Raw genomic sequence first — 23,863 nt, 5'->3', positions numbered from 1 at the left:
CATGGTGGTTCACCTCCTTTCGGCTTCTGGTGTGGTGTGGTTCTCGCCGCCTGCGGGGGCGGGGAGCAGGGAAGCCGGGCTTGCCGGCCCGGTGGTGGCGCTCGCGCGGTGGCCGTTGGGTGTCTGGTCGATTTGGGCGGCGACGAGCCGCGTGTAGTGCTCGCCGTGGGCTAGCAACTCTGCGTGGGTGCCGTGTTCGGAGATGCGGCCGTGGTGCAGGACGAGGATCTGGTGGGCGTCGCGGACGGTGCTCAGCCGGTGCGCGATGACGATCTGCACGCACTTCAGTTCGGCGAGGTTGTGGTGGATGCGGGCTTCGGTGGCGGCGTCGAGGTGGCTGGTGGCCTCGTCCAAGAGCAGGATCCGGGGTTCGCGCACGAGAGCCCGGGCGAGGGCGAGGCGTTGCCGTTGCCCGCCGGAGAGACCGCTGCCGCGCTGGGCGAGCTGAGTGCCGTAGCCCATCGGCATCGCGGTGATCTCGTCGTGCAGGCACGCCAGCCGGGCCGCGCGTTCGATCTCTCCGGCGGGGACTGTGGGGTCGCGCAGGGTGATGTTGTCGGCGATGGTGCCGGCGAACACGAACGGCTCCTGCGGCACGACACCGATCTGGGCCCGCAGCGCACGCGGGTCGAGGTCGTCGGCGGCAATGCCGTCGAAGCCGATGTGGCCGCTGGTCGGGGTGTAGAGGCCGAGCAGCACCATGCCGAGGGTGGTTTTGCCGGAGCCGGTGGCGCCGACGACGGCGACCTTCTCACCGGGCTCGACGCGGACGCTGATGTCGTGCAGGACCGGCGGACTGAACAGGTCGTAACGGAACCCGACCTTCTCGAGGTCGATCCGGCCGCGCAGCCGGTGGCCCGCGGCGGCGGGGTCGCTGCGTTCGGGCGGGCTGTCCAGGACGTCGGCGAGGCGTTGCAGCTGGGCACCGGCCAGCTGCAGCCGTTGCCCGTTGGCCACCACCGTCGCCAGTGGCGACACGATGGCCGACGCGAGCCAGGCGACCGCCAGCATGGTGCCGGGGGTCATGGTTCCGGCGAGCACGCGGGTCACGCACAGCCACAGCACCAGCAGCGGCGTCAGCACCCGCAGCGCCGTGGTGACGGCGTCGACGACGGCGGCCAGGTAGGTCCGGCCCAGGGTGGCGCTCATCCAGCCGGACAGCAGATGTCCCAGACGGCCCAGGGCGCGGTCTTCGGCGGCGGCGGCCTTGTAGGTGGCGATCCCTTCCAGGGATTCGACGAGATAGCCTTGGGTTTCGGCCTGGGTGGCCAGATCGGCGGCCATCCGTTCGCGGACCGAGCGGGTGGTGGCGATCAGCAGCAAGACCACGGCGGCCAGTACCCCGAGCACCGCCAGCGCCACCGGGAGATCGAGGGCCGCGAGTACACCGAGGTAGGCCAGAACCAGCACGGCGTCCAGCAGCGACCCGAGGGTTTGTCCGGTCATCAGGTCACGCAGCATCGCGATGCTGCCGAAGCGGGTGACGAGGTCGCCGGTGCTGCGCTGTTCGAAGAACCGCAGCGGCAGCCGGAACAAGTGCGCGCTGAACCCGAGCAGCGCGGCCGTGTCCAGGCGGCCCTGCAGATAGACCAGCAGCGACGATCTCAGCAACGTGGTGATCAGCTGCGCCACGGCCACCACCGCGATGCCGATGCCCATCAACGACAGCACGTCGGTGGACCGCAACGCCGACAGGTCGTCGACGACGGTGCGCGTGGCCAGCGGCATCGCCACCACCAGCGCCTGGGCGACGATGCTGACCGCGAGCACCTGCAGCAGCAACGCCATCGTCCCGGGCAACCGCCACAGCGAGCGGGCATAGGTCCGCCAGAAGGGCTCCCCGGACGCCGGGCGCGGCTCGAACTCGTCGCCGGGACCGGCGCCGAGCACCGCACGGCCGAGACCAGCACGGAACTCCTCAGGCGTCAGACGGCGTCGTCCGCGGCGGGGGTCCATGATGTCGACCCGTCGCGGCGACATCCGTTCCACGACAACGAAATGGTTGCCTTCCCAGTGCGCGATCGCGGGCAGCGCGACCGCCTTGAACGCCTCGGGTGTGGCGGCGTAGCCCGTCATCGTCAAGCCGCAGGCGCGTCCGGCGCGCAGCAGTCCGCCCGCGCTGACCCCGTCCCGTCCCGGAGCGCACAGCTCCCGCAGTTCCCGCACCGGCGTGGGCCGCCGGTGATGGCCCAAGATCATCGACAGGCACGCGAGACCGCATTCGGCGTTGCTCGACTGCAAAACCAACGGCACCCGGCCGCGCAGCCGCGCCATGCGGGTCACAACAGTCCCCCGATCACGATCACCAGAACCGTGAGACAGATCGCGGCCACCGCCAGCAAGACCCACAACAGCCTCAGCGCCGGCGCCCGCACCGCGACCGGGAGGATGTCGCGCTCCCGGCCCGCGAGCACCTGGGTACCTTCGTCGGCGAACAGGACGCGTTTCTTGTTCTCCCCCATCGGTTCACCACCTCTTCGACGCTGTGGTCGGGTCACGGTCTCGCGGCGGCCGTCTCCTGGGTCGTCGCTGTGTCACGATCGTTTCGCCGCGGCGCGACATCAAGATCGATCACCGCGGACAAGTGCTCCGTCGCCGCACGATCGACCGAGTAGTACGCCCAGATCCCGCGCTGCTCGCGGCGCAGCAACCCCGCCGAGACGAGTTGCTTGAGATGGTGGCTCACGGTGGATTGCGCGAGCTCCATCGCCATGGTGATGTCATAGACGCACACCGGGGAGCTTTGGCGGGCCAGCAGATTCACCAGCTGTACCCGATGCGGGTGCCCGAGAGCCTTGAACAGCACCGAGATCTGCTTGGCTTCCTCGGCGGGAAGCCGCGGCGTCGTCAAGGGAACGCTGCACAGCGGAACCCCGGACGGCGGGATCGGGGCGCACTCGGCCTCTGACGGGGCGACCACGGTCCGCTCCACTCGAGTCACATCAACCCCCTCATCGAGATACCTCGATGTACTAGATCCAGGTTCTTCGATGTGTCCGACCGTACGAGCCCCGTGCTCCAACGCACAACCCCCGCCACCGGAATGGTCCAACCACCGGCGACAGGGGCTGTCACAACGCGTGCATCACCACAGAACCCTCAGGCTCACGCGAAGCTGGCCTTCGCGGTCTCGTAGAACTTCTTCATCTCGGCGTTGGCGGCCACCGTGGTCTCCAACGCCGAGATGAACTCCTCGGCCAGACCACCGGGCAGCACGGCGAGGATGCGGTCGTCGGCGATGTCGGTGAACGTCCGCATGCCGATGCACCCCAGCGCCATCCGCGGCGTCTGGCTCTTCAGCGCCAGCGGCAGCGCCGCGCAACCGGGCCGGCCCGAGACATCCATCGGGGACGCGGTCCACTTGGCGTTTCCCGCGGCCTCGTTGTAGATCATCGCCTGCGCCGGTGTCAGCCACAGCAGGATCAGATCGGGTTCGATGGGGAATTCCGCGAGCGGCCCGTACACGATCCCCGCGCTTTTCTTGTCCACCGAGGGGATGTTCGCCGCCTCGTCAGGGTCCAGGTACCGGGCGTCGCACATCGACTGCACCAGGCCGCCGAGTTGCTCACCCGTCGCCTCGGGCAACTCGAAACCCATCACCATCGCCCCGACCGGACAGTTGAAATGCTGTTCGGCGGCGGCGTAAAACACCCCCTTCTCGGCGACACGCCAGAAGTTACAACTGGAGGGCACAGCCTCGGTCGAGACCGCGACGCCGTCGGGTGGTCCGTCAGCGAACGTCAACGCCACCGGCGGCAGATCCGCCGAGAGCAGGTCGGTGATTCTTCCTGCCGCATGAGCATGCTCCACTTTTCGTGCCTTTCGCTGGTCCTCTGATGGTGGCGGAACACGATCACCAGCCCGACAGCTCACTTCTAGGTGAAATGACAGCGGCCAGCAATACGGTGTTCCCAGATTTCCTTCGTGCCGACCGAGAAATAGTGCACAAACCCGCCCTCGCCGTGACAAGGAAAGGAGCGTTCGACGTACGTCGTTGCGGTACGAGCCACGACTTCGTCACCCCACCCCTCGACCTGCGCACTACACCCCCGGACCACGGGCCGCACTGATCAAGAGAGAGTCGCGAACCCGGGTAGCCGGTAAATCCTGCCCCCCGTTGGGCCGACACCGCGTCGTCCACTCGGGTGCAACGTTGATCCAGTCGGCCAACCGGTTCGGAACCGAAGGAATCGTTAGACACGCTCCGTTTCTACGAATACCGATCGGTACATGCGTGCTCACTGTGGATGGTTGTGTCAGCTTGAACCGTCACAGTCGGATTCGTCTCCGCAATCGCCGACGTGTCTGGTTTCGCAGTCGCCGTCTCCTGCCCCGATCCCTGCCAGGAAATGCCCTGCGTCGAACTGGCGGGACTCGCCGTGCAGCGAGGGCGCAGGGATCTCGTTGTGAGGTGAATTCGCGAGCGCGAGTTGTGGGAGGCGGCCCTACGGGCTCAGTGTGCGTCGGCCGGGCAGGGCTACAACGGTGGCGTCAGGTTGCGCGAGCGCCTCGCGGAGCTGACTGTTCTCCAGGGTGAGCTGTTGGACGACGCGGGCGAGAGCCGGGACATCAGTCCGTAGCCGCGAGAGCTCGGCGTTCTTGCCCGCGATCGTCTTGTTCAGTCTGACGATGGTGGCACGCAGTCTCTGCTCGACCTCGGCCACCGCCCCGTGCTCGGTGGTGCGCTCGTAGAACTCCGCTTTCAGGTCGGTGTGCCGTTGGGTCAGCGCGTTACGGGGAACGCCTGCCTCCAGCGCGAGGGCAACAACAGTCAGCGCTCCCTTAGACCGCTGTGGGGTACCGGCCAGGATGCGGGCCATGGCGGCTCGGATGCGGTCGCGTTCGTCGGGGGCGGGGCTCATGGGGCATCCTCAGGCAGGGTGATGCGAGTACGGTCGTGTGTGTCGGCATGAGCACGAAGTCGGTCTGCGTTGGCACGCAACCGCGTTCCGACCGGCTGAGGGACGTGGGACGCGGCGCGGTCCAGTGCATTGGCGCGTTCTCGGAGTTGGATGGCGTGTCGATCGGTGCGGACGATGTTGCCGCAACCAGGAACGCAGTGGTCCAGGCTGGGTGCGTCCTTGACGCCGTCGCGATGACACAGCGCAGTGCCGCGTTTGTAGTGGCAGAGCAGCAAGGCATGCGGATTGTCGTAAATGATCGCGTCCTCGTTCACCAACAAGCGCTTGGCTGTCGTGGCGGTGATGACGGTGCCGGCGAAGCGCGGTGCGGTGGCGGATGCCTTGATCGCGCGACGGGCCGCGGGTCCCGACACACCTCGACCAGCTTGGAGGTCGTCATGCACGTCGGCGACAGTGTCGGCGACCGCCCTGACAGTTTCGATGTCGATGAGCTCGTGGATTCCGCCGCGACCGCGGGAAGCGTAGGCACCGGAGATCGCGGTCCGCAAGTGTCCGTATTGGATTGCCAGTGCGACGAGGCCGTTGGGACGGCGTGCGATATGCCAGGCCAGGGATCGGCGGAAGCGTGCGGTACCGATGTTCCCGAGCGGGTCGGGTGGGATCGTCTCGCCGGTCAGTCCGCAGCGGTCGGCTTCCGTGTTCGCCCAGTGCACGAACGCGTCGATCCGCCTGCGGAATGTGGTCAGTTTCAGCGTCCCGGTCCCGGGACGCATGTGCATGTCGTGAGCACAGTGGTCGAATAACAAGGCGCCATCGGGAACCATGCGTTCCAGGACCCGGATGGCTCGGACGACCGGGGTGATGGCGCCCCAAGGAACGTCGCGCTCAATCCCAGCCGACAGGTGATTCCCCTGATCGTCGGTTGCGCTCTTGTATTCATGGCTGCGGATCAGGTGTCGTGAGCCCTTGCCACCGGGTTCGGGGTCCGGGCAGCACCCGGCCCGTAACCCCAGGACTACTGGTGGAAAGTACTTATTCCAACCATGCGCTATTCCTCACCGGAGACGAGGACCTGACCGGCACTGGCATTGCGGTCGCGGATGACAGGGCCAGTTGCCGGGCAGCCGGCACGCTGCATTGCCGTGCGTCGTCGACTCCTACCGCCACTCGAACGTCCTATTCTGCTGACGACCGAACTAGGCCATTCGCGACCGGCAGCCCTCCGGGCACGCAAACACTCAAGCCGACAACATGGTGGCTGGCGGCCTGCGCTCAAAGTCAACGACATAACGTGCAATCCATGGTGGCTGTTTGATCGCCAAGTCGAGCAGATCCGCCGCCGAGCGCCAGCGATCGGTAGAGGGGCCGGTCAGCATCGGCGTCGATCCTGCCCCTGCCGTCCTGACCTCTGCCGCCGCGAGCGCACACGACTTACCGCTACCCTGCGTGGTCGCCGCGCCCGAGACTGAGTGGATTCGACGCCGTGCACATTGAGTACCCGTCGACGGCAAATGTCACTGGTACACCCAGTGGCGGTGAAACGCTTTCCCAATTAGTCGTTATGCTTCGGACGCCGAATTGACTTGACTGCTCGCTCCAAACCCTCGACCAGTTGAACGCTCGTTGGGAGAGGACCGTGTGAGTAGTCATAGCCCGGTTTACGGATGCGATGTTTGCGGTACAGGATGTGAACGTCATCGCCCTCAGTACCGTACTGCATCGGCACATATCGCCCACTTGGTGTATATCCGGTCGCTAGATCTTCCACATGATCAACGCCATGAGACCCACTCCACTCCCACCTGAATGTGCCGATCGGCCACGCGGGCTCTGCGTCTACGTACACTTCGTGGCCTGACTTCCCAAGCCACCTCTCGAACAGTGTGTACTCATATTGTCCTACCACTCGACGCGGCAGAGTGCCGGGATTGCCCGCTTTCTTGAGCTCCAGGAGTGCAGCGTACTTGCGACGTTCAAGGTCGGTCTGCGCTTCCGCTTCCTTCTTGCGCTCCATTTTGTCCTCGTCGGCACGGATCTTCGCCGACTGCCGCGCATGTTCGAAAGCAATCTCAGCTGCTTCGCCAGCTTGCTGATCGTACTTTCTGTTGCAGGGGCCATAGATCGGTATAGGGGTGTAGCCGCGATTTGCGCCCATGCCGGGTGGCACAGCGTCAACGACGACTTCCGTTGTGCACTGAAGGTGTCCAGGTGAGGTAATCTGGAACTGCTGTCCGTGGCACTGAGGGCATCTCATGCGACTTAAACCTGCCAGCGTGGGTGATGGAGGTAGGCACTTCACGCGTCTACGCGGTGAGCGTTCAGTTCAGCACGTACGTCGTTGGTGCTGGCTTCAGTGTTAACACGGTAGGTCGCGTGCTTCCCGTACTTGCACCTCGATCTCTAGCAGCCGTGCTGGCCGAGCCCAGCGAAGGCGCGTCAGCCGAGAGCGTGACTTGACCGACCTACTCTCATGCCGCTGATCGGGGGCTATTCGTCCCGCTGTGGCTTGCCGTGCTCGGCGGCTCGTGCGGCGAGGTAGTCGGTCCAGTCTCGGCGGGCGTAGGTGACCCAGCGGACGGCGGTGTTGACGTGGAGGCCGAGGAGGTCGGCGAGGATCGCGGCGGGCAGGTCGGTGCGGCAGCCTTTCCGACCGTCCCGCACCCTCGTGACCGGCCCCAGCCGTTCATGCCGAGTCGCGTATACGGGCTGGGTGCGTGACGCTCCCGTGCCCCGAGTCGCGGCCGACAACGCCAACCCTGATGCCGACGAATGACGTCGGCAGCATGGCGCCGGCCTCCGGAGGCTCGGCCGGAAGCAGCATCGCTCGGCGGCGGTGCGGGGCGAACTCATCGAACGGCGCCGGGCCCGGTCGTCCACGACCTGACCGCCGCCAGAGCGAAGCGCAGTTGCCGATTGGAGGCGTCCGCCGCCCGGCTCGCAACCCCTCGGGCCGGAACGCCGTGATGTTTCGAGTTTCCCGGAATGTCGGACCGGCGTGATAGACGGTGGACATGAACGTTGCACTGGTATGGCACACGTGGAGGGCTGTCGGAACGTCCGTTGCGAGCGGACCGGCCGCGGCGCGCCGCGTGCGGTGGTGACATCGTGTCGTTGACCAGTGAACTCGCCAGCCCCCGAAGCCCGCTCGCCGCGTGGTGCGGACGGACATTCACCGGGACGGCGTCGGTGGTCGAGCAGATCGCGACCGCCGTACGGGACGTCCGCCCGGTCCGTCCAGTAGGCGAAGTCCCGGCACGGTGGTGGGCGGAGGTCGGCGGCGCCTTCGGACAGCGGCTTGCTGACCCGGTCCAGCCAGCGCCGCCGTACTACGCGCTGCTCGGGCTGATCCAGGCCAAGTGGGCGTCCCCTGCGTGGGCGCACGATCAGGCCGCGCGCTACCCCAGCCACCGGGACCTCACCGCCGAGTACCGTGCCCGCGCGCTGCATATCCGGTCCGCGGCGGGGTCCTGGCTAGACCTTGGCGGCCCCGGCGAACGGCACCTACCGGGCAACCCGGCCGCCGAGGTGGTGTGGGCGGACTTCCTCGAACGCGGACGCACCTACCTGGCCCGCCACGCCCCTACCGGAACGCTCGGCACGTTGACTGAACTAAAGCACGAATTTTTGCAGCTCAAACGCAGTTTCTGTTAGCTTCCCCCGCCATGCGTGAGCACCAGCAGCAGCGGGATCTGACCGGACTCGTTTTGGCCCGGGTGTGCCGGTTGATTGCGACCGACGAGTACATGCCCTACCGGCTCCTCGATGCCGACGAAACGGCGGTCGAGGCTGTTGCTGAGTACTTCGCGGAGCTGCAGGCAGCTCGCTCGTCGCGCTCGACGTTGTACTCCTACGGCAACGACCTGCTGCGGTGGTGGCGGTTCCTCGCCTCTGTGGACGTGGCCTGGAACCACGCGACACGGAGCGAGGGCCGGGACTTCATGCGGTGGATGAAGCTCGCCGACAAACCCAGCCGGCCCCACTGGCGAGCCGAACGCGCAGCCGCCGATGGAACGCCGGTTCCCGCCCCGCGGTCGAGCACCCCACGTCGGTCGGCCGCAAGGTATGCGGCGTCGACCAGGGCGCACGCGGAGACGGTGCTACGTTCGTTCTACGACTTCCACCTGGAAGCCGGGACCGGACCGATCGTCAATCCGTTCCCGCTGGACCGGTCGCGGCGGGCGGGCAGGGCACATGCCCACCACAACCCGCTCGAGCCGTTCGAGAAGGCCCGGACGGGCCGGTATCGGCCGGTGGTACCCCAGCGCCTGCCGAAACGGATACCTGACGATGCGTTCGACGCGCTGTTCGCCGGGCTGAAGCACCACCGGGACCGGGCGCTGCTGGCGTTCTGGGTCTCCAGCGCGGCCCGCGCCGAGGAGCTGCTCGGAGTGACGCAGAAGCACGCCGCTCCGGGCCAGCAGGTGATCGGCGTCGTGCGCAAGGGCAGCGGAGCGTTCCAGTGGCTGCCGGCGTCGCCGGATGCGTTCGTGTGGTTGCGGCTCTACCAGGAAGAGCAGTGGGGCCGGGGCGCACCGCGCGGCCGCGACCAACCGCTGTGGTGCACGCTGCGGCGACCATGGCGCCCATTGGCCTACCCGGCCGCCCGCGCGATGTTCACCCGCGCGCAAGCCCTGCTGGGCTCGAACTACTCGCTGCACGACCTACGCCACACCGCGGCCTACCGGATGGCTGAAGATCCGCAGATGCCGATCACCGACGTTCAGCAGGTGCTCGGCCACGCCAGCCTCCGCACCACGCAGCTCTACACCGCGCCAACGCACGACGACGTCATCGCCGCAGCTGTGGCGCATCATCGCCGACGAGCCGAACCCCGCGTCGTGCCGGCCGCCGCGGTGAGCAGCCCGCAGTACGACCCCGCGTCCCTGGACGTTCTGTTCGGCCGGACCTCATGAGTCCCGACAGCACGTTGCTCGCCCCGGATCAGCGAAACTCAGCTAGTGCTCCGGCGTTCGTGGGTGAGGCCGGCCGGGCACTGCTGAAGCGATTCCCGCCGCGGACTCGACCGGCCAGCTGGCCGATGACGGAGACAGCCGCCAGCGACGTCCTCGGGGTGATCGAGCAGTGGCCGGCGCACGAAGACACCCGGGCCGCACGCCGATTCGGTGTCGACCGGCTGCTGCGCTGGCTGGCAACGTTGCCCGGCGCCACCTGGCAGGAACGCTGGCAGAACAGCCCCGCGCCCGTGCTGGGCCACCAATGGCCTGACGCCCTCGCTTCCTGGCTGACTGATCAAGGTGACAGGCTGAGGACGAAGGCGTTGCGCAGCGGGCTGCTCGTCCTGGTCGTCGCGGACGTGATCCGGCCCGATGCGGAGTTCCTGCTGCTGGTCGTGCGCAGCCGACACTGGCAGGACGAGGTGCTGCGGAACCGCGATCCGGACGGTTTCGCACGGCTGAAGGCAGCATCCGACCCGCGCACGCTGGCGTCCCCGTCGGGCACGCTGGCTCTCACGCAGGTCGCGGTCATCCTGCTGCTCAAGGGCGGCGGAGTAGCCGACATCACCGTGGGCGACTGCCTGGAGCTGCGCTCGGTCGAGCTCGTCGTGCTGCGGCGCCGCAGCCGCGGCCGCGCGCTGTTCTACACCATGCTCAAGAAGTCCGGGCTGTTCCCGGCGGTCGCCCCGGCCACGTTGAGGGCATTCAACGTGTACTCCGGCCAGCTCAGCGCCGGGCAGCTCGTCGACCGCTACGACCTGCAGTGCCGTCCTGTCCGCGACCTCATTGTCGACTACCTCGCCGAGCGCCAGCCCGCGCTGGACTACTCCAGCTTCGACAACCTCGCCCGGACTCTCGCGCTGAACTTCTGGAAGAACCTGGAGATCGACAATCCCGGCATAGCGTCGCTTCACCTGGCCCCGGACGTCGTCGCCACCTGGAAGAAGCGCCTGCAGACCAAGGTCGTGCGCCGCCGCGCGCCGGACGGCTCGGCCACCGAAGTCGCCCGGTCCCGCGGGCACTACCTCAACCAGCTGGGATTCGTGCGCGCGTTCTACCTCGATATCGCCCAGTGGGCGCTGGAAGACCCGGCTCGCTGGGCGCCGTGGGCTGCCCCCAGCCCGGTCAGCAGCAACGAGATCACCTACACCAAGCACCTCCACCACCGCAAAGCTCGCATGGACCAGCGGACCCGGGAGCGGGTACCGGTCTTACCGGCCCTGGTGCGTGTCGCCGCACAGCGTCTTCGCGACGCGCAGACCCGGCTGGCCGCGGTCAAGACCACGAAGGCCGGCAGCGAGTTCGTCGTCCTGGGCGAGACTTACCTCAAGCTGAACAGCAAGAACCGCAGGGACATCGACAGCTCCTTCTGCGTTCTCGACACCAACGGCCACAAGCACCACCTCAACCATGCCGAGAACCGGGCCTTCTGGGGATGGGCAGCGATCGAGTTTCTCCGCCACACCGGGGTCCGCATCGAGGAGATGATGGAGACCGGCCATCACAGCATCACCCAGCACAGGCTGCCCACCACCGGCGAAGTCATCCCGCTGCTGCAGATCGCGCCATCCAAGTCCGACCGAGAGCGGCTCCTGGTGGTCAGCCCAAAACTGGCGGATGTTCTCTCCGCCACCATCAGCCGGGTTAGGGGAAGCGACGGCGCCGTGCCGTTGGTGCCGTTCTGGGACCGGCTGGAGAAGGTCTGGCTGCCGCCCGCACCGTTGCTGTTCCAGTGGTACAGCAACGGCGAACACCGAGCGGTGTCGGTGAAAACGATCCGCGCAGCGATCAGCGAGATCTGGACCGACGTCGGCATGACCGACGCCGCGGGACAGCTGCTGGACTTCCAGCCCCACGACTTTCGCCGCGTCTTCGCCACCGAAGCGATCATGAACGGGATGCCGCCTCACATTGCTCAGCTGCTCCTGGGGCACCAGGACATCAACACGACGATGGGCTACAAGGCCGTCTACCCCGAGGAGGTCGTCAACGGCCACCGGGCGTTCATCGCCCGCCGGCGCGCGGCTGCGTCCCAGCGAGGAGTACCGGACACCGACCGAGGAGGAGTGGACCGAGTTCCTGGGTCACTTCGAGCGGCGGAAGGTCGCGCTGGGTGATTGCGGGCGGGCGTATGGGACGGGGTGCCAGCACGAGCACAGCTGCGTTCGATGTCCGGTCCTCCGGGTCGATCCGAGCCAGCGGCACCGCTTGGAGGAGATCCGGAACAACCTCGCCGTCCGGATCGCCGAAGCCGAGCGCGAGGGATGGCGCGGGGAGGCCGAGGGGCTACGCGTCAGCCTCGCCGCCACCCGAGACAAGCTCGCCGGGCTCGACGAACGTGCCAAGCGAGCCACCACGGTCACCCTTGGACTGCCAGCCTTCGGTGAAATTGCAGGCAGAAGCACCTGCCTGCCCAGTCAATCGCCTCAGCGGTGAGGCAGTTCTTGGGGAAGCCCGTTGTGGAAATCCGCACCTTCAAGCTGGGGAGGCTGTGTGAAGTTGGTAGCCTCGAATGAGGCTTCTCCTTTGAAGGCAACGCTCTCGAACGAAGTTTTCCCAGCGAACTTGGACCTCCTGAAGAGTGTCTCACCTGCGAATATTGCACTCCTGAACCACGCGACCATGTTGAACTCGACATCGCTGAAGTCAGCTTCTTGGGCGAAGCTGGTTGCAGTGAACCAGACGTGCCCAGCGAAATGCGTTGACTCGAACTGGGCGACTCCGGAGAATTTCACCCGACCAAAGTCGGCATTTCCATCGAATCTTGCGTGCCGAACCAGCGTGTTTCGTGCAATTGTAGCGCCGATGAATCGGCCGGAACGCAGATGGCAGTGGTCGAGATCTAGGTCGAGCAGGACTGCGCCGGTGAGGTCCAGGTCGATGTCTGCCCAATAGGTTTCTCTTGGATGATCCCGGTCAGGCCCTGGCCTGATGTGGTCGCTGAGGATGCGCTGGGCCGTGAGGCGCACTTCCTGCTCCTGGCGAGTTTCGTCATCGAACGCGGCAACACCCGATGTTTGGTGGCGACCACCGGCGGCGAGGTGGCGAGCACCTGGTCGTGAGGCAGCGAGCGGTCGGCGAATACCAGCTCGACTGCGAGGGTGAGGTTCATCCGGCAATCGGAACGGGGCGCGGAGGTACGCACACAGCACGTTCACCACGGTTTGCCGTTGACTGGGGTTGCCCTGAGCGACACGTTCGAGGGCGTAGAGCCCGCCATGGCGGATGGCGGCTCTGTCGGAACCCAGCTGCTCAACAGCCTTCAAGTACAGCTCGGTCAGGCGCCGTTCAGCGGCGTCGTGCTCGGTGAACCACTGTCGACGCCGGGCAAGCACCAGCGCGAGCACGCCCCCGGTTCCTGCGCCGAGGGTCAGGCCGGTCTTGATCAGTTCGATTTGGTTCTTCGGGTCGCTACTGTCGACGAATACCAGCAGAAGGGTGATAGCTACCCCGGCGAGCACCGTGACCGGCACCACGATCACGGCGATTGCCCACCACCATGTCCCTTCGCGTCGTCGCCACCATCTCCCACGACCGCCTCGAAGGCTTCCCGGCTTCATGCCGTGTAAGTCTGCCGACGGTTGAGCGGCAGCGCGATGACCTTCGCCGAGGTTGTTGATCGCGTTAGTTCAGAGAAGGCTCCCCCGCCGCTGAAGCGGGCCTGGCTCGCCTGTGCTGGCTGCTGACCGTGTGCGAGGACGTATACCGCCGCGGGTTCGTCGACGACAGGCTGGCCCGGCTATTCGATTCCGGGCGCCCGACCGTCGATCAGCTGCGTGGCCTGGTCGAGCAGCGCCAGGTGGACGAGCTGGTCGCACTGGCGCGACGGCTGCACGAACGTGGCACCCTGTGGGAGCTCCGGAAACTCGCCGGCAACCCTGGCCCCGGCACACCGCTCGGGATCGCCGGGCCGACCATCGTGCCGCACTGGGCCGACGCCGACCTCCTCCTCGGCGCGATCGACCCCGACCACGGGATCGACGCCCGCGGCGGAACGCTGCTCGACGTCAAGACTGTCGTCAGCGTCCGCGACACCGGCAAAGTCGGCCGATGGCTCTGGCAAGTCCTGCTCTACGCGTGGCTGGACACCGCCGACCTGTACCGGATCCGGCGGGTCGGTTTACTGCTCGGCCGCCACGGCGTGCTGATGTCCTGGCCCGTCGACGAACTCGCCGAGCGCCTGCTCGGCCGCCGCGTAACCGGCGAACACGCCCGCGACGCCTTCCACGACATCGCCGGGCAGATCATCACCGGCCACGGTCTCCCCTGGCCGGTCGCTTGACCTGTTCAACTTTTGGGGACCCACCTTTCCCCAGAGTTGGGTATCTCATGAGACACGGCAGGGAATACGGGCGTCGGAGAGCGAGCGGCCTTGTGTGGGTGACACTAGCGACGCAGGTCGGTGGGCGACTTCCTGTTCGGCTTGTTGACAGGTGGGTGGTTTTCTAAAGTTGTTCGGTGATCCGGTCGCAGGCTTCTCGATCGAACGGAAGCCCGGCTCGGCGGAATACCAACGACGAGTTGCCGATCTGGTAGTTCCAGATCCTGGGGTTGACGACCAATGCCGCAAGGGTGTCGCGTTGTGCTGTCGACAGCTTGGTTTGTTCGTTGTATGGAGTGTCGAAGGCGGCCAAGAGCAGTGGACCCCATGTGGTGTCGAATCCGGTCCAGTCGGCTTGCCGGATGATCGCCTGGGCTGGTGCCGCGATGCGTTCGAAGTCATCGACTCGGGCGATGGCGGCGTCGATGAGTTCGCTGAGCGTGTAGAGGTCAGGCTCGGGGATGCCGCGGTCGGCCACGTCGGCCAGTGCGGCGACGATGATGTTGGTGGCCGTGGCGCTTTCTGCGAGGCTTGGAGCCAGCGCGGTGCAGATGCGCACGTCGGTGTCAGGGTCTGAGAGATCCTGCTCGGTGTGGTTGTCGAGCTCGCCGAGCTGCCGTACCCAGTAGGCGCGCTGCTCGGATGGATCAGCGGCCCAGCTGCGGAGGCGTGCGGCAAGGGCGGTCCGCTGATCGGCCAGCGCAGATGTCTTGACGTGCGAAACCGCCGCTTGGACGGCCCTTTTCCGCTGGGACTGGTCGGCATTGTCCAGGAAGCTGACCACCACGGGGTAGGACTCCTTGACTGCCTGCTGTAGCGGTGCGACGAGATCAGCGCAATGCGCGACCTTTGAAGCTTCTGTGGTCGCTTCGGCGACCCAACCGAGGAACTCAAGGAGCGCGTCACGGACTTCCGATGTGACTTCTCCTCGTGCGAGCAGTTGAACGATGACGCGAGTGGCCGGCGCTGTAGCAGACTCGGGGAATCCTTGGTGGAGCACGGCAGTATCCAGATGGTCGAGTGCGGCATTCCGTGCGTCGGGGTTCGTGGAGCTGAGTGCTGCCAGGTGCACAGGAGTGTCTGTGGCAGGGCCGTAGGCGTGGCTGAGCGATCCCCAGTCGATCTCGTCAAGCATTTACGCATGCTTCCATCAGGTGTTGCTGTAGGTCGAGCCCGGCTTGTCATCCCAAGGTTGGGACCGGCGATCGATCGGGACGACGCAATGAGACGGTTCCAGAAAGGCTGGAGAACGAGACCGGACCTGGTCAGAACGTCTGCGGGTCCGGCGATCACCCATCGGCGGCGCCAAGCACTTGCTCCTGCGCTGCCGACTCCGCCCGTATCGCAAGCACACAACCGCGCTCCTTTCGACCACCAGGTCCACGTGATCGCCTCGGACGGCGACATCACAGGCCTCCCGCATGACGCGTCACCCGAGGACAGGGCACGCTACGACCTGGTCGGATCACCGCGGCGGAGTGCTCCCGCCGTTACCCGCGCGATCCGGCCTTCGCTGGCTCTGCCGAGGTCCCGCAGATGCTGACGACGCAGGACAGCCCTCAGCCAGAACAGACGAAACCGCTGGTCACAACCCCGCCCTCGGCCGAACCTCCGGAAAATGGTTGATGAATTGCACGGCAGTAAACATTTCAACTACAGATAGCCCATTCGGGGCAGCCCGCGCGGCCGTCCACTATTTCACCACCACCTAGCGGTCTCCGCTGTGGGCGGTGCCTCGCGGCGCATTCTTACGTCAGCCCTCGACTGGCGGCGCTTGCTTATCGGCAAACGGTCCACCCATCGACTTCTACGGTATTCTGCTCGCAGGCACCTACTGCTTGACCATCTCTGCCGACCCGTCCCGGGCCACTCCCGTGCGCGGCGCCGGTGCGGGGTGAGCAGCTCCGCATCCGGCGGGGCAGCCCTGCCCGGTCGGGAACCGGGAGTGATGGATGGGTAATCGAGGTGCCGACGACGAGGACCGTCGGGTCCAGAAGCGGTACGCGCGGAGCTGCGAGGCTCTGGCAACGTTTCTAGAGGTAGGAGCCACTACGGTGGAACTCCTGAACGACGGCGCGAGCCTGGCGGCCAAGGCCGCCAGGCTCGCAGCGATCGGACTCCGCGTAGTCGCCAAGTGGGCGCGCAGGTAGCCGGAGCCCTCGTCGACGCGACTGGACGGTCGCGTGAGTGTCTGCAGCACTCCGCGGCCGTTCCAGTCACGCAGTCGCAATCATACCCACATCGCCATTTCCGCGAAAGTCGCGCGCAATTCAATGCGCCCACACGCCAGATCAACCGTTTTCCAAGCATCGATCAATTCCGCGACACCTCCTTTACACTAACGTCGACTTGCCGACCAGCCGCCGGACAAATCAAGTGTTGCACAATAGGACACAATCGCACCGTTGCAAACTTGCAGCGTTTGCAATTACCCCTAGTGGCATCGTTGCCGGTCAGAGCAGGTTTCCACCAATGCCCGCAGCATGATCTTTTCCAAGAGCGAGCGGAATGCAACCCAGAGTTACGACCTCATCCAGCACATCCCGGGGGAAAAGGGCAGGACGACGAACTGCGCGTCGCACGTCACACCCGACCGAAATGCGGCAGGGCCTCGCGAAGTGGGCCAGATCCGTCACGATGACCACCCGCCAACATCGACCCTGCCACCTGCGGCTATTGCCATTGCCCGACAGAACCCGCCCCTTCCGACCTATCGCGATACCTCGATACCTCCCCTGTAGGGTCTCGCCGCCCATGACATGTCGATCTTGCATGACCTGGGTGTTCCCCGTTGTCTAACGAAGACGTCACAATGATCAGTCCCAAACCCGTGACATTCCTCGGCTGAGGTTGTGCACCCGGCGGCTGCGGCGACCGGGCAGTGCGGCCTGGTCCAGCCGCCTGCCCGGAGGTCCTCATTGCGGCATGAGGGTGCGTTCGCAGTGATAGCAGAAGTTGCACGCGACGCGACCGTGCACAATGTCGAAGCACAGACTCCGGCAGCGCTCGCGGTGAGCAGCGCCGATGAGACGGCTGTAGAGCGCCAAGGGACCGTTATGGGCAGGCGAGTGTTGCCTCATGTGCCCGTTGCGCGTTCAACTGCTTCTGGCACTCGGCGATCTGAGCACGTATCTCCCTGATCTCCTGTCGGTCGCCGGAGTTCGTGGGGTCGAGACCGTCCAACACGTTGCGCAGGGCCGCGATCACCCGGTTGCTCTGGTTGATCGACCCGCGGACTTGGGCGCATTCCGGTGACTGGGTGACGGTGACCATGATTTCAGGAGTCAACTCGCCGAACCATTCCACGCCCTCCCTCACCATGCACCACTGGAACGGGACGCCGGCCGGTGTGGGCACGGTGACAGCGAAGGAGAACGTCGCCTCGTCACCGGGCTCGACCGGACCGGTCAGGATTTGCCGCCCGCTGCCCCAGACCATGTTGTCCTGCGGTGCCTGACTGCCGAGCCGGTAGCCGGCCGCCTCGGTCCACGTCGTCGCGCCTGTGTTGCGCATCGTCACCGACACCCGCGCGGGCTGGCCGAACGTCATCGCGGACGGAACCGACTGTGCTACGAAGGTCGCGTCGTTCCGTGCGATGGACCAGGGATGCCGTTCCAGGGTGGAGGTCCACCGGTCGATGCTCTGCGGGGTGGGGCCGCCGCTCGCCCGCCGGGCGGTCAGCAAGTGGGCCAGGCGGGCTCGGCCGGCGATGACCAGGTCGTGTGCGAGTGGGTAGGGCGGCTGGCTGCCTTCGTAGAGGCGAGTGGGGTCTTCGTGGCCGTAGAGGCGGTTCTCGTGTCGCCAGGTTTCCAGCCGGACCGCCGCGATGTCAGTGGCCGAGCGCCATCGGGCGCTGTCGGCGGCGACACCGTCGAGCACGTCCGCGGCACGCATCCAGCCGTAGTCCTTGTTGATCTGGACCAGGCCGGGGTCGATGGTGGTCATGTCGTGGATCTCCAGGTCCGGCGCGATGACGGTCACGCTGGGCAGTGGGGCGCCGCTGCCGGACCTCACCTGAAGGTCGTCGATGTTGGTCTCGTTGAGCACCAGCGACATGACCGACCGGCTGACGACGTCGGCGAGGCCCGCGGTGGCATAGGTGCCTGGTGGTTGCTCGACGACGGACAATGCGGATGCGCTGATCGCGTAAACCTGGTCCGCGCCCAGGTCGACGGCGATCTGGACAGGCAGGATCTCGCGGATGCCTCCATCCACGTAGGACTCGTTGCCGAGTCTGACCGTGGGAAAGATTCCCGGGATGGCGGCGGACGCGAGGACACCTTCGCGGACGTCCACCGACAGCGGCACGGCCGGCTGTGCCGCCACACAGGCAGCGAAAGCCGTGCGTGTCTTGCCGAGGTCGTTCTGCAGCTTGCGAATCTGACTGCTGTAGAAGCTCTTCTGCCCCGTGGATGCTGCACGGAGTTCTTGCTGGAGGTCGCGAATCACGTCTTCGACCTCCTGTACTTTTCCTTGCAACACGGCGCACTCTGCCAGCAGTGGCCCAGACACCATCACCGGTGTTCCGGTATTTTCAAGTACACCACCGGTTTCGGTGATGTAGCGCAACCTGCCGCTCTCCAAGGCGACAGTGGCCATTCGCCATCGCCCGCCCGCGCCCGCCCACTCGGCGATGTGGGCGAGGTTCACCTGCGCGTACAGCAACGTCCGGATGGGTAAGAGCTCGTACAGACTGCGTGCCTTCGTCGCGAGCAGGTTTAAGGACTTGAGCAAGGCGGCGCCGTCGCTGCCGAGAAACCACGCTTCGTTCCAGGTGTCCACGAAGATGTCCAGCATGCCCCAACGGCCGTCCTGCTTCTGTGGTCCACTGATGCCGAGATGCGCGCTACGGCCCGTCAGGTAGTCACGGACCCTGCTGTCCATTTCGGGGTGGTTGAGCCACGCCGCCGGAACGTACATGTCGTCGTTGGTGTTAAGCCCGCTCCACAGTCGCTCGAGTCCCGCGAGGCCGCGTCCAGCGTCGGCGGGGTCCTCGCCTTCCGCGAGTTTGACGGCGTTCACGGAACCCACCGACGTGCTTGCGATGATGTCGGGTCTGATGCCGCGGTCGTACAGGCACCTGAGTGCGCCGAGCTCGAAGTCACCCTTCGCTCCGCCGCCACTCAGGCACAGTGCGATCGTCATGGTGTCGTCTCCTTTTCGCTATAGGCCGCAGATTTAGTGATGACCAGCTTCTTGACGTTGTCCTCCGTCGAGGAGGGCCTAAGCTTTACGAGGAAGTCGATGGCCTGCAGACCGATGGTCGGGTCTGCACTGGCTTCGAGCACAGCGTGCTTCTTCAGCTCGTCCGGGTCCGTGATCTAACTGTGCTCGTAGAGCGTGTGCAGCCTGCAGTCGACGTCGATCACAGTCTTGCGCTGGTTGCCGTTCGGTAAGGAATCGTCCGGAGCAGTTCAGCCGTTCGCTTGGCGACGGCGAGCGTGCGATCGGCCGAAGGAGGATCAGCGTGTAGAGCCGGTACGTGCGGCCAGATCGGTGGGACCGCGTCCCGCGCGGCATGCTCCGCGACGGGTGCGACCTGCTCGGACGCTCTGCGGCAACCAGCAGGCACATCAGGACGAGGACCGTGCTGACCTTCATGTTCACCGCTTTCCCGCAGCATTGTCACTCTGGTGACTTCACGGTGCACTGCGGAAGGCGTCGTGCGCCTCGGGAGAAACCCTGGGGCCAGCTCAGCTGCCTGCGAGCAGTTCGGGAAACCGGTGGCCGAGTTCGGTTCTCCTCCGCAGACCGAGCTTCCGGAAGACGTTGTTCAAGTGATACTCGATCGTCTTGGTGCTGAGGAACAACAAGGACGCGATGTCGCGGTTGGTAGCGCCGGTGACCACGGCGCGCGCCACTTGATACTCCTGCGGCGTGAGCTGCTCTAGCCCGGACACCCGTGTCGTGTCACGCCTGATCTCGCCGGTCGCGGCCAGCTCCTGCCTGGTGCGCGCGGCCCACTGTGCGGCGGGCAGAGCAGTGAAGATCTCGAGCGCGGGTCTCAGGTGCTCACGTGACTGAACGCGGTGTCCTGCCCGGCGCAGTCGTTCGCCGTACGCGAGCAGGGTGCGGGCTTCTTCGAACGGGCATAGGACCTGGGAGTGCAGGCCGATGGCGGTGGTGAAGCACTCCACGAACTCGGCATTGTCCGCCAGCAGTCCCTTCAGGCGCCAGGCAACCGCGGCTTGCAGTGGCAGCGTCGTGTTTGTCGCGAGAGCGTCGATCGGGGCGTCGTCCGGTGGCGAACCATTACGGATCCTGGCCTCGATCAGGTCAGGGTGTCCGACCTCCGGCCCGGTGTCGCCGGTGCTCTTGATCGCCTCGTCATAGCGTCCCTTGCCCAGTTCGAGCAGCGCCAGCGCCTCGGCGGCGTCGCGGGGGTAGTCGGCGTTCCTCGCCCGCAGCGTCAGCGCCCGTGCCACGTGCGCCCGGCAGTCGTCCTCATCGCCGCGGATTGCCTCGACATGCGCCAGCGAGCTGAGTGCTAGGTACCGCCACAGGCTGTGCCCGCCGAGCAGCGACAACTCCACGGCTTCGGACGCTATCGACCGAGCGCTGTTGACACGTCCAGCGCGGGCTTCGCAGTAGGCGGACGTGGCCAGCGCGAACGGCAGCATGCCGATCGCTCCGGTGTCACGCAGCCGATTCACCACCGACGACAGCACGCGCAACGCCAGGTCGTGCATGCCGATCCAGTACATGCCAAGACTGGAGAGGATAACGTATTCCACCCGCAGCGACTCGTCTCCCCAGTGCTCCACCATCGCGGCTGCCTCGTGCAACAGAGCCGAGCCGCGCACGAGGTCCCGCATGTGCAGCAACGTCATGCCCTGCACCACTTTTATGATGAACGCGGTGCTCGTGCTACCCCTCGGAGCCACCCGGTTCGCCGCATCGGCCGCCTCGACCGCGGCGATTGCGTCGCCGGCAAGTAGCGCGGCCACGGCAGAGTCGGCGAGCAGTTCGGCGCAGCGCTTGGGGTCGGTAACCCGGAACGTGTCCGCAGCGGCGCCAACGACCCTGCGCGCAAGGGCAGGATGACCAGTGAACAGCTCTACCCGTCCCCGGTTGGCGGCAACCGCGCCACGCAGATCGAGATCGTCGGTGAGCGCGTCCGCCTGCATGAGCAGGCTTCGGGCGCGGGTGCTCTGTCCAGCGAGCAAAGCGTTTTCCGCCGCGGCGAAGAGCCGGCGGGCCCGCGCCACCTCCGTCTGGCTCAGCGCCGCTGCCCGCACTAATGCCGACACGGCGGAGGCGTATCCGTTCCGGCTTCGTGTTCGCTCCGCAACCCGCTCCAGAGCAAGCGCCACCTGCTCGTCGGGTCCGAGGGCGGCCTCCGCAAGATGCCAGACGCGCTCGGGCATCTGCTCGGGCTCGCCCGCTGCTTCGGCCAGTGCCAGGTGTGCACGCCGTCGCCGGGCCGGTGGCACGGCGGTTGTGGCGGCTGTGCGCGCCAGCGGATGGGTGAAGCGGAACGAGCCGTTCCCGAACTCGACCAAACCACTGGCCTCGACGTCGAGGAAGGCCTGGGCCGGCAAGGAAAGGTTCTGTCCCGCTGCAAGTACCGTGCCCATCCTGCTCGATCGGCTGACTGCCAGCAGTGTCAGTGCGTCGCGTGCCCGCTCGTCCAGCGCCGCCACGCGGGGGGCGAAGAGCGCGCCTGCGGCGTCGACAGGCACAACGGCAGGCAGCTGGGCGCCGCCGGTTAGATGCGCGGCGGTCAACCCATTCAGGGTTTCCAGCAGTGCCATGGGATTTCCCGCCGTCTCTCGCCTGAGGTGATTGACCACGGCGGAGGCAGGTCTGATCGCGGTGTGCGCTTCGATTAGCCGGGCGGTGTCGTCGTCGCCGAGGCCTTCGAGCACGCACGTCGGCAGCTGCCAGTCGGCACCGATCTGCGCTCGACTGTGCCGAACGGCGGCCAGGATAGCAATGTTCTCGGCAACGAGCCGATGCGCGGCGAAGGTCAGCGCTTCGGCTGAAGGACCGTCGAGCCACTGCAGATCGTCGATGGTCACGAGCAGCGGACGGTACTCGGCCAACTGGGCGAGTAAGCCGAGTGTTGCCGCGTAGACCGCGAACCGATCGGCCGCCACCGGAGGTCCCATGGCTAACGCGCCGCACAACGCGCGTGCCTGCGCCTCCGGCAGCTCGGCGATCTCACAGGTCAACGGAAAGAAAATCTGGGAGAGCCCGGAGAAAGCGAGGTTCTGCTCCGGCTCAAATCCGCGTACCTGTAGTACCCGCATGTCCCCGGCGGCCGCCTCGCCGTACTCGAGCAGCGCTGTCTTGCCGATACCAGCTTCGCCGTAGAACAACAGCACACCGCTGTCACCCCGCCGAGCGCCATCAAGTACCGAATCGATCTGACGAGACTCCGCCTCGCGACCGCAGAGCATCCAACCAAGGTATCAGCGAATCCGAATAACAGCGGAGGTTCTGCAGGGTTTTACGCCGAACGCCGATGAATTCCACCTTACCGACCTTTCTCAAGTTACTGGGGTTTCCCCTGAGGCCGCACACGCGCTTGGAGGTCCAACGTGGTCCACGACAGCACCAAGCGACTAATGCGATTCGGCAAGTACTGACCGAGAGGACACTGAGATGAACGAGGCGATACCGCACACAGCCGGGGAGCTGAGACGAAGTCTGGTCGAGCTCGGCAACCCGGGGACGGCCGATCCGGCGCTGGGCGACGATGATCCGCTCATGGAGGGCTCGCGTGGCGGGCAGACCGAAGATGAGGTTCCAGGACAGTCGCGGCTGGCGGTGCTCGATGCATACGCAGACGTCTGCGAGCTGTTAGCCGTCACATCGCCCCTGAACTCGTTGCTGCGGCACCGCTGGGCCGAAGTCGACCTGCTGGTGTCAGGCACGGGAGGCGGATCGTAGACGTCGGCTGGCGCAACCGGTTCAAGGAGCGGCGCAGTTTCCCCACCTACTGAGCAGCACCCACGCGCGCGCTTCCGATTTCTCGCCTAATGGATCTAGTAAGAGAATCGCTTATAACGAAAGGGATCACGCAATGAGCTGGAAAACAGGCACACGGTTGATCGCCGGACTCATCACCGCCGGCGCTATGACCAGCGGCTTCAACGACGACGCGTCTGCGGCCTCGGAACATGAGTCGCCCGCGTCAATCGCATCGAATCTCACCTACCTGCCGAACTACGGAGATCGGGCTTACTTCCCAACCTGGTTCTTCGGTGAAACCCGGCTCTGCGTCTACAACCCCGGATTGGGCGAGAGCGTGGCCAAGATCCAGTCCCAGTCCCCGGCCGCGCCTCCGGAACACCTCTACCCGCAGCCTGGTGCGACCGAGTGCATCAGCAGGTGGTGGTGGGGCGTGCCAGTGTCGGTGTACAACGACGGACATTCGCCCTTGTACACGTGGACCTACTGAGGCTCAGGACAACGAGTGGTCGCCAATGCACGCGGCGGCCACTCGTTAGCCACAGCCTAGTGATCCGGAACGGGGCTGCTCAAAAGGCCAAGATCGCACAACGAGGGCGACCCACACCGCACAGTGCGTGGTCTGTCCGTCTGGCCATTCGTGATGGCAGCATCGCCTCGCTGGCGTCGGCTCGTAAGCATATGTCGATCGATCCTCGGTGAGCTCGCAGCTGACGGAGACGGGTAATTCGGCGCGATCCGTCCGGCGGCGATGGTCGTCCAGAATAAGGGGGAGGCAGTGCAGAGGTACTGGGCGCTTCGGCGCCAGG

20 protein-coding genes are annotated in these 23,863 nt (G+C 65.9%); 7 read left to right on the top strand and 13 right to left on the bottom strand.

The features are described 5' to 3' along the window. Nucleotides 1-9: 9 nt before the first annotated feature. From DMH01_RS14915 to DMH01_RS42700, 8 genes are all read right to left on the bottom strand, one after another. Nucleotides 10-2,274: a peptidase domain-containing ABC transporter gene (locus tag DMH01_RS14915; RefSeq protein WP_233621608.1), complete on the bottom strand. Its 2,265-nt coding sequence runs from the start codon at nt 2,272-2,274 to the stop codon at nt 10-12. A gap of 5 nt (nt 2,275-2,279) precedes the next feature. Further along, entirely contained in the window at nt 2,280-2,462 is a 183-nt protein-coding gene (locus DMH01_RS14910) for a hypothetical protein (RefSeq protein ID WP_125677149.1), read from the bottom strand. A gap of 32 nt (nt 2,463-2,494) precedes the next feature. Beyond that, complete coding sequence (locus DMH01_RS14905) at nt 2,495-2,920, bottom strand: helix-turn-helix transcriptional regulator (RefSeq protein ID WP_199745498.1); 426 nt, start codon at nt 2,918-2,920, stop codon at nt 2,495-2,497. Between the two features lie 185 nt (nt 2,921-3,105). After that, nucleotides 3,106-3,810, bottom strand: coding sequence for a DUF169 domain-containing protein (locus DMH01_RS14900; protein WP_125677146.1), 705 nt, complete (start codon nt 3,808-3,810; stop codon nt 3,106-3,108). 635 nt (nt 3,811-4,445) lie between these two features. Beyond that, the gene (locus tag DMH01_RS14895) at nt 4,446-4,862 is read right to left on the bottom strand and encodes a hypothetical protein (RefSeq protein ID WP_199745497.1); all 417 of its coding nucleotides are present in this window, start codon (nt 4,860-4,862) and stop codon (nt 4,446-4,448) included. Continuing rightward, nucleotides 4,859-5,641, bottom strand: coding sequence for a hypothetical protein (locus DMH01_RS14890; RefSeq protein ID WP_125677144.1), 783 nt, complete (start codon nt 5,639-5,641; stop codon nt 4,859-4,861). Before DMH01_RS14890 ends, DMH01_RS14895 begins: the two co-directional genes overlap by 4 nt. Before the next feature lie 773 nt (nt 5,642-6,414). Then, the gene (locus tag DMH01_RS14885) at nt 6,415-7,017 is read right to left on the bottom strand and encodes a hypothetical protein (protein ID WP_125677142.1); all 603 of its coding nucleotides are present in this window, start codon (nt 7,015-7,017) and stop codon (nt 6,415-6,417) included. A 332-nt stretch (nt 7,018-7,349) separates the two neighbouring features. After that, entirely contained in the window at nt 7,350-7,523 is a 174-nt protein-coding gene (locus DMH01_RS42700; RefSeq protein WP_158633217.1) for a hypothetical protein, read from the bottom strand. 444 nt (nt 7,524-7,967) lie between these two features. Between DMH01_RS42700 and DMH01_RS14880 the strand changes: the two genes are divergently transcribed. The 4 genes from DMH01_RS14880 to DMH01_RS42985 all read left to right on the top strand — a co-directional run bounded on the left by DMH01_RS14880 (nt 7,968) and on the right by DMH01_RS42985 (nt 12,253). Beyond that, entirely contained in the window at nt 7,968-8,513 is a 546-nt protein-coding gene (locus tag DMH01_RS14880; RefSeq protein WP_125677140.1) for a hypothetical protein, read from the top strand. Between the two features lie 11 nt (nt 8,514-8,524). Continuing rightward, the gene (locus DMH01_RS14875; protein ID WP_125677138.1) at nt 8,525-9,775 is read left to right on the top strand and encodes a site-specific integrase; all 1,251 of its coding nucleotides are present in this window, start codon (nt 8,525-8,527) and stop codon (nt 9,773-9,775) included. A gap of 125 nt (nt 9,776-9,900) precedes the next feature. After that, entirely contained in the window at nt 9,901-11,934 is a 2,034-nt protein-coding gene (locus tag DMH01_RS14870; protein ID WP_199745496.1) for a site-specific integrase, read from the top strand. Between the two features lie 91 nt (nt 11,935-12,025). Then, a complete protein-coding gene (locus DMH01_RS42985; protein ID WP_199745495.1) occupies nt 12,026-12,253 on the top strand; it encodes a hypothetical protein in 228 nt (75 codons plus the stop codon). Here the strand turns inward: DMH01_RS42985 and DMH01_RS14865 are convergent. Then, a complete protein-coding gene (locus DMH01_RS14865; RefSeq protein WP_125677136.1) occupies nt 12,244-13,299 on the bottom strand; it encodes a pentapeptide repeat-containing protein in 1,056 nt (351 codons plus the stop codon). The genes DMH01_RS42985 and DMH01_RS14865 overlap by 10 nt on opposite strands. 206 nt (nt 13,300-13,505) lie before the next feature. On the opposite strand from DMH01_RS14865, the gene DMH01_RS14860 reads away from it, so the two are divergent. Then, nucleotides 13,506-14,099 carry a hypothetical protein gene (locus tag DMH01_RS14860; protein WP_125677135.1) on the top strand — a complete coding sequence of 198 codons (594 nt, stop codon included), beginning with the start codon at nt 13,506-13,508 and terminating at the stop codon, nt 14,097-14,099. A 163-nt stretch (nt 14,100-14,262) separates the two neighbouring features. Here DMH01_RS14860 and DMH01_RS14855 read toward each other — a convergent pair whose 3' ends face one another. The 4 genes from DMH01_RS14855 to DMH01_RS14845 form a co-directional block, all read right to left on the bottom strand. Next, nucleotides 14,263-15,273, bottom strand: coding sequence for a hypothetical protein (locus DMH01_RS14855; protein ID WP_125677133.1), 1,011 nt, complete (start codon nt 15,271-15,273; stop codon nt 14,263-14,265). 1,919 nt (nt 15,274-17,192) lie between these two features. After that, on the bottom strand, nt 17,193-19,283 hold the full coding sequence (locus DMH01_RS14850) for a patatin-like phospholipase family protein (RefSeq protein ID WP_125677131.1): 2,091 nt from the start codon (nt 19,281-19,283) through the stop codon (nt 17,193-17,195). After that, a complete protein-coding gene (locus DMH01_RS42695) occupies nt 19,280-19,426 on the bottom strand; it encodes a hypothetical protein (protein WP_158633216.1) in 147 nt (48 codons plus the stop codon). The genes DMH01_RS14850 and DMH01_RS42695 overlap by 4 nt, the downstream gene beginning before the upstream one ends. A 405-nt stretch (nt 19,427-19,831) precedes the next feature. Continuing rightward, nucleotides 19,832-22,540, bottom strand: a complete 2,709-nt coding sequence (locus tag DMH01_RS14845; protein WP_125677129.1) for a LuxR family transcriptional regulator — start codon at nt 22,538-22,540, stop codon at nt 19,832-19,834. A 205-nt stretch (nt 22,541-22,745) separates the two neighbouring features. On the opposite strand from DMH01_RS14845, the gene DMH01_RS14840 reads away from it, so the two are divergent. Continuing rightward, nucleotides 22,746-23,033, top strand: coding sequence for a hypothetical protein (locus DMH01_RS14840; RefSeq protein ID WP_125677127.1), 288 nt, complete (start codon nt 22,746-22,748; stop codon nt 23,031-23,033). Nucleotides 23,034-23,166: 133 nt separating this feature from the next. Continuing rightward, nucleotides 23,167-23,544, top strand: a complete 378-nt coding sequence (locus DMH01_RS14835; RefSeq protein WP_125677125.1) for a hypothetical protein — start codon at nt 23,167-23,169, stop codon at nt 23,542-23,544. The last annotated feature ends 319 nt before the right edge of the window (nt 23,545-23,863 follow it).

It is taken from the genome of Amycolatopsis sp. WAC 04182, assembly GCF_003947465.1.
Classification (GTDB): domain Bacteria; phylum Actinomycetota; class Actinomycetes; order Mycobacteriales; family Pseudonocardiaceae; genus Amycolatopsis.
This window is presented reverse-complemented; position numbering and strand designations above follow the sequence as displayed.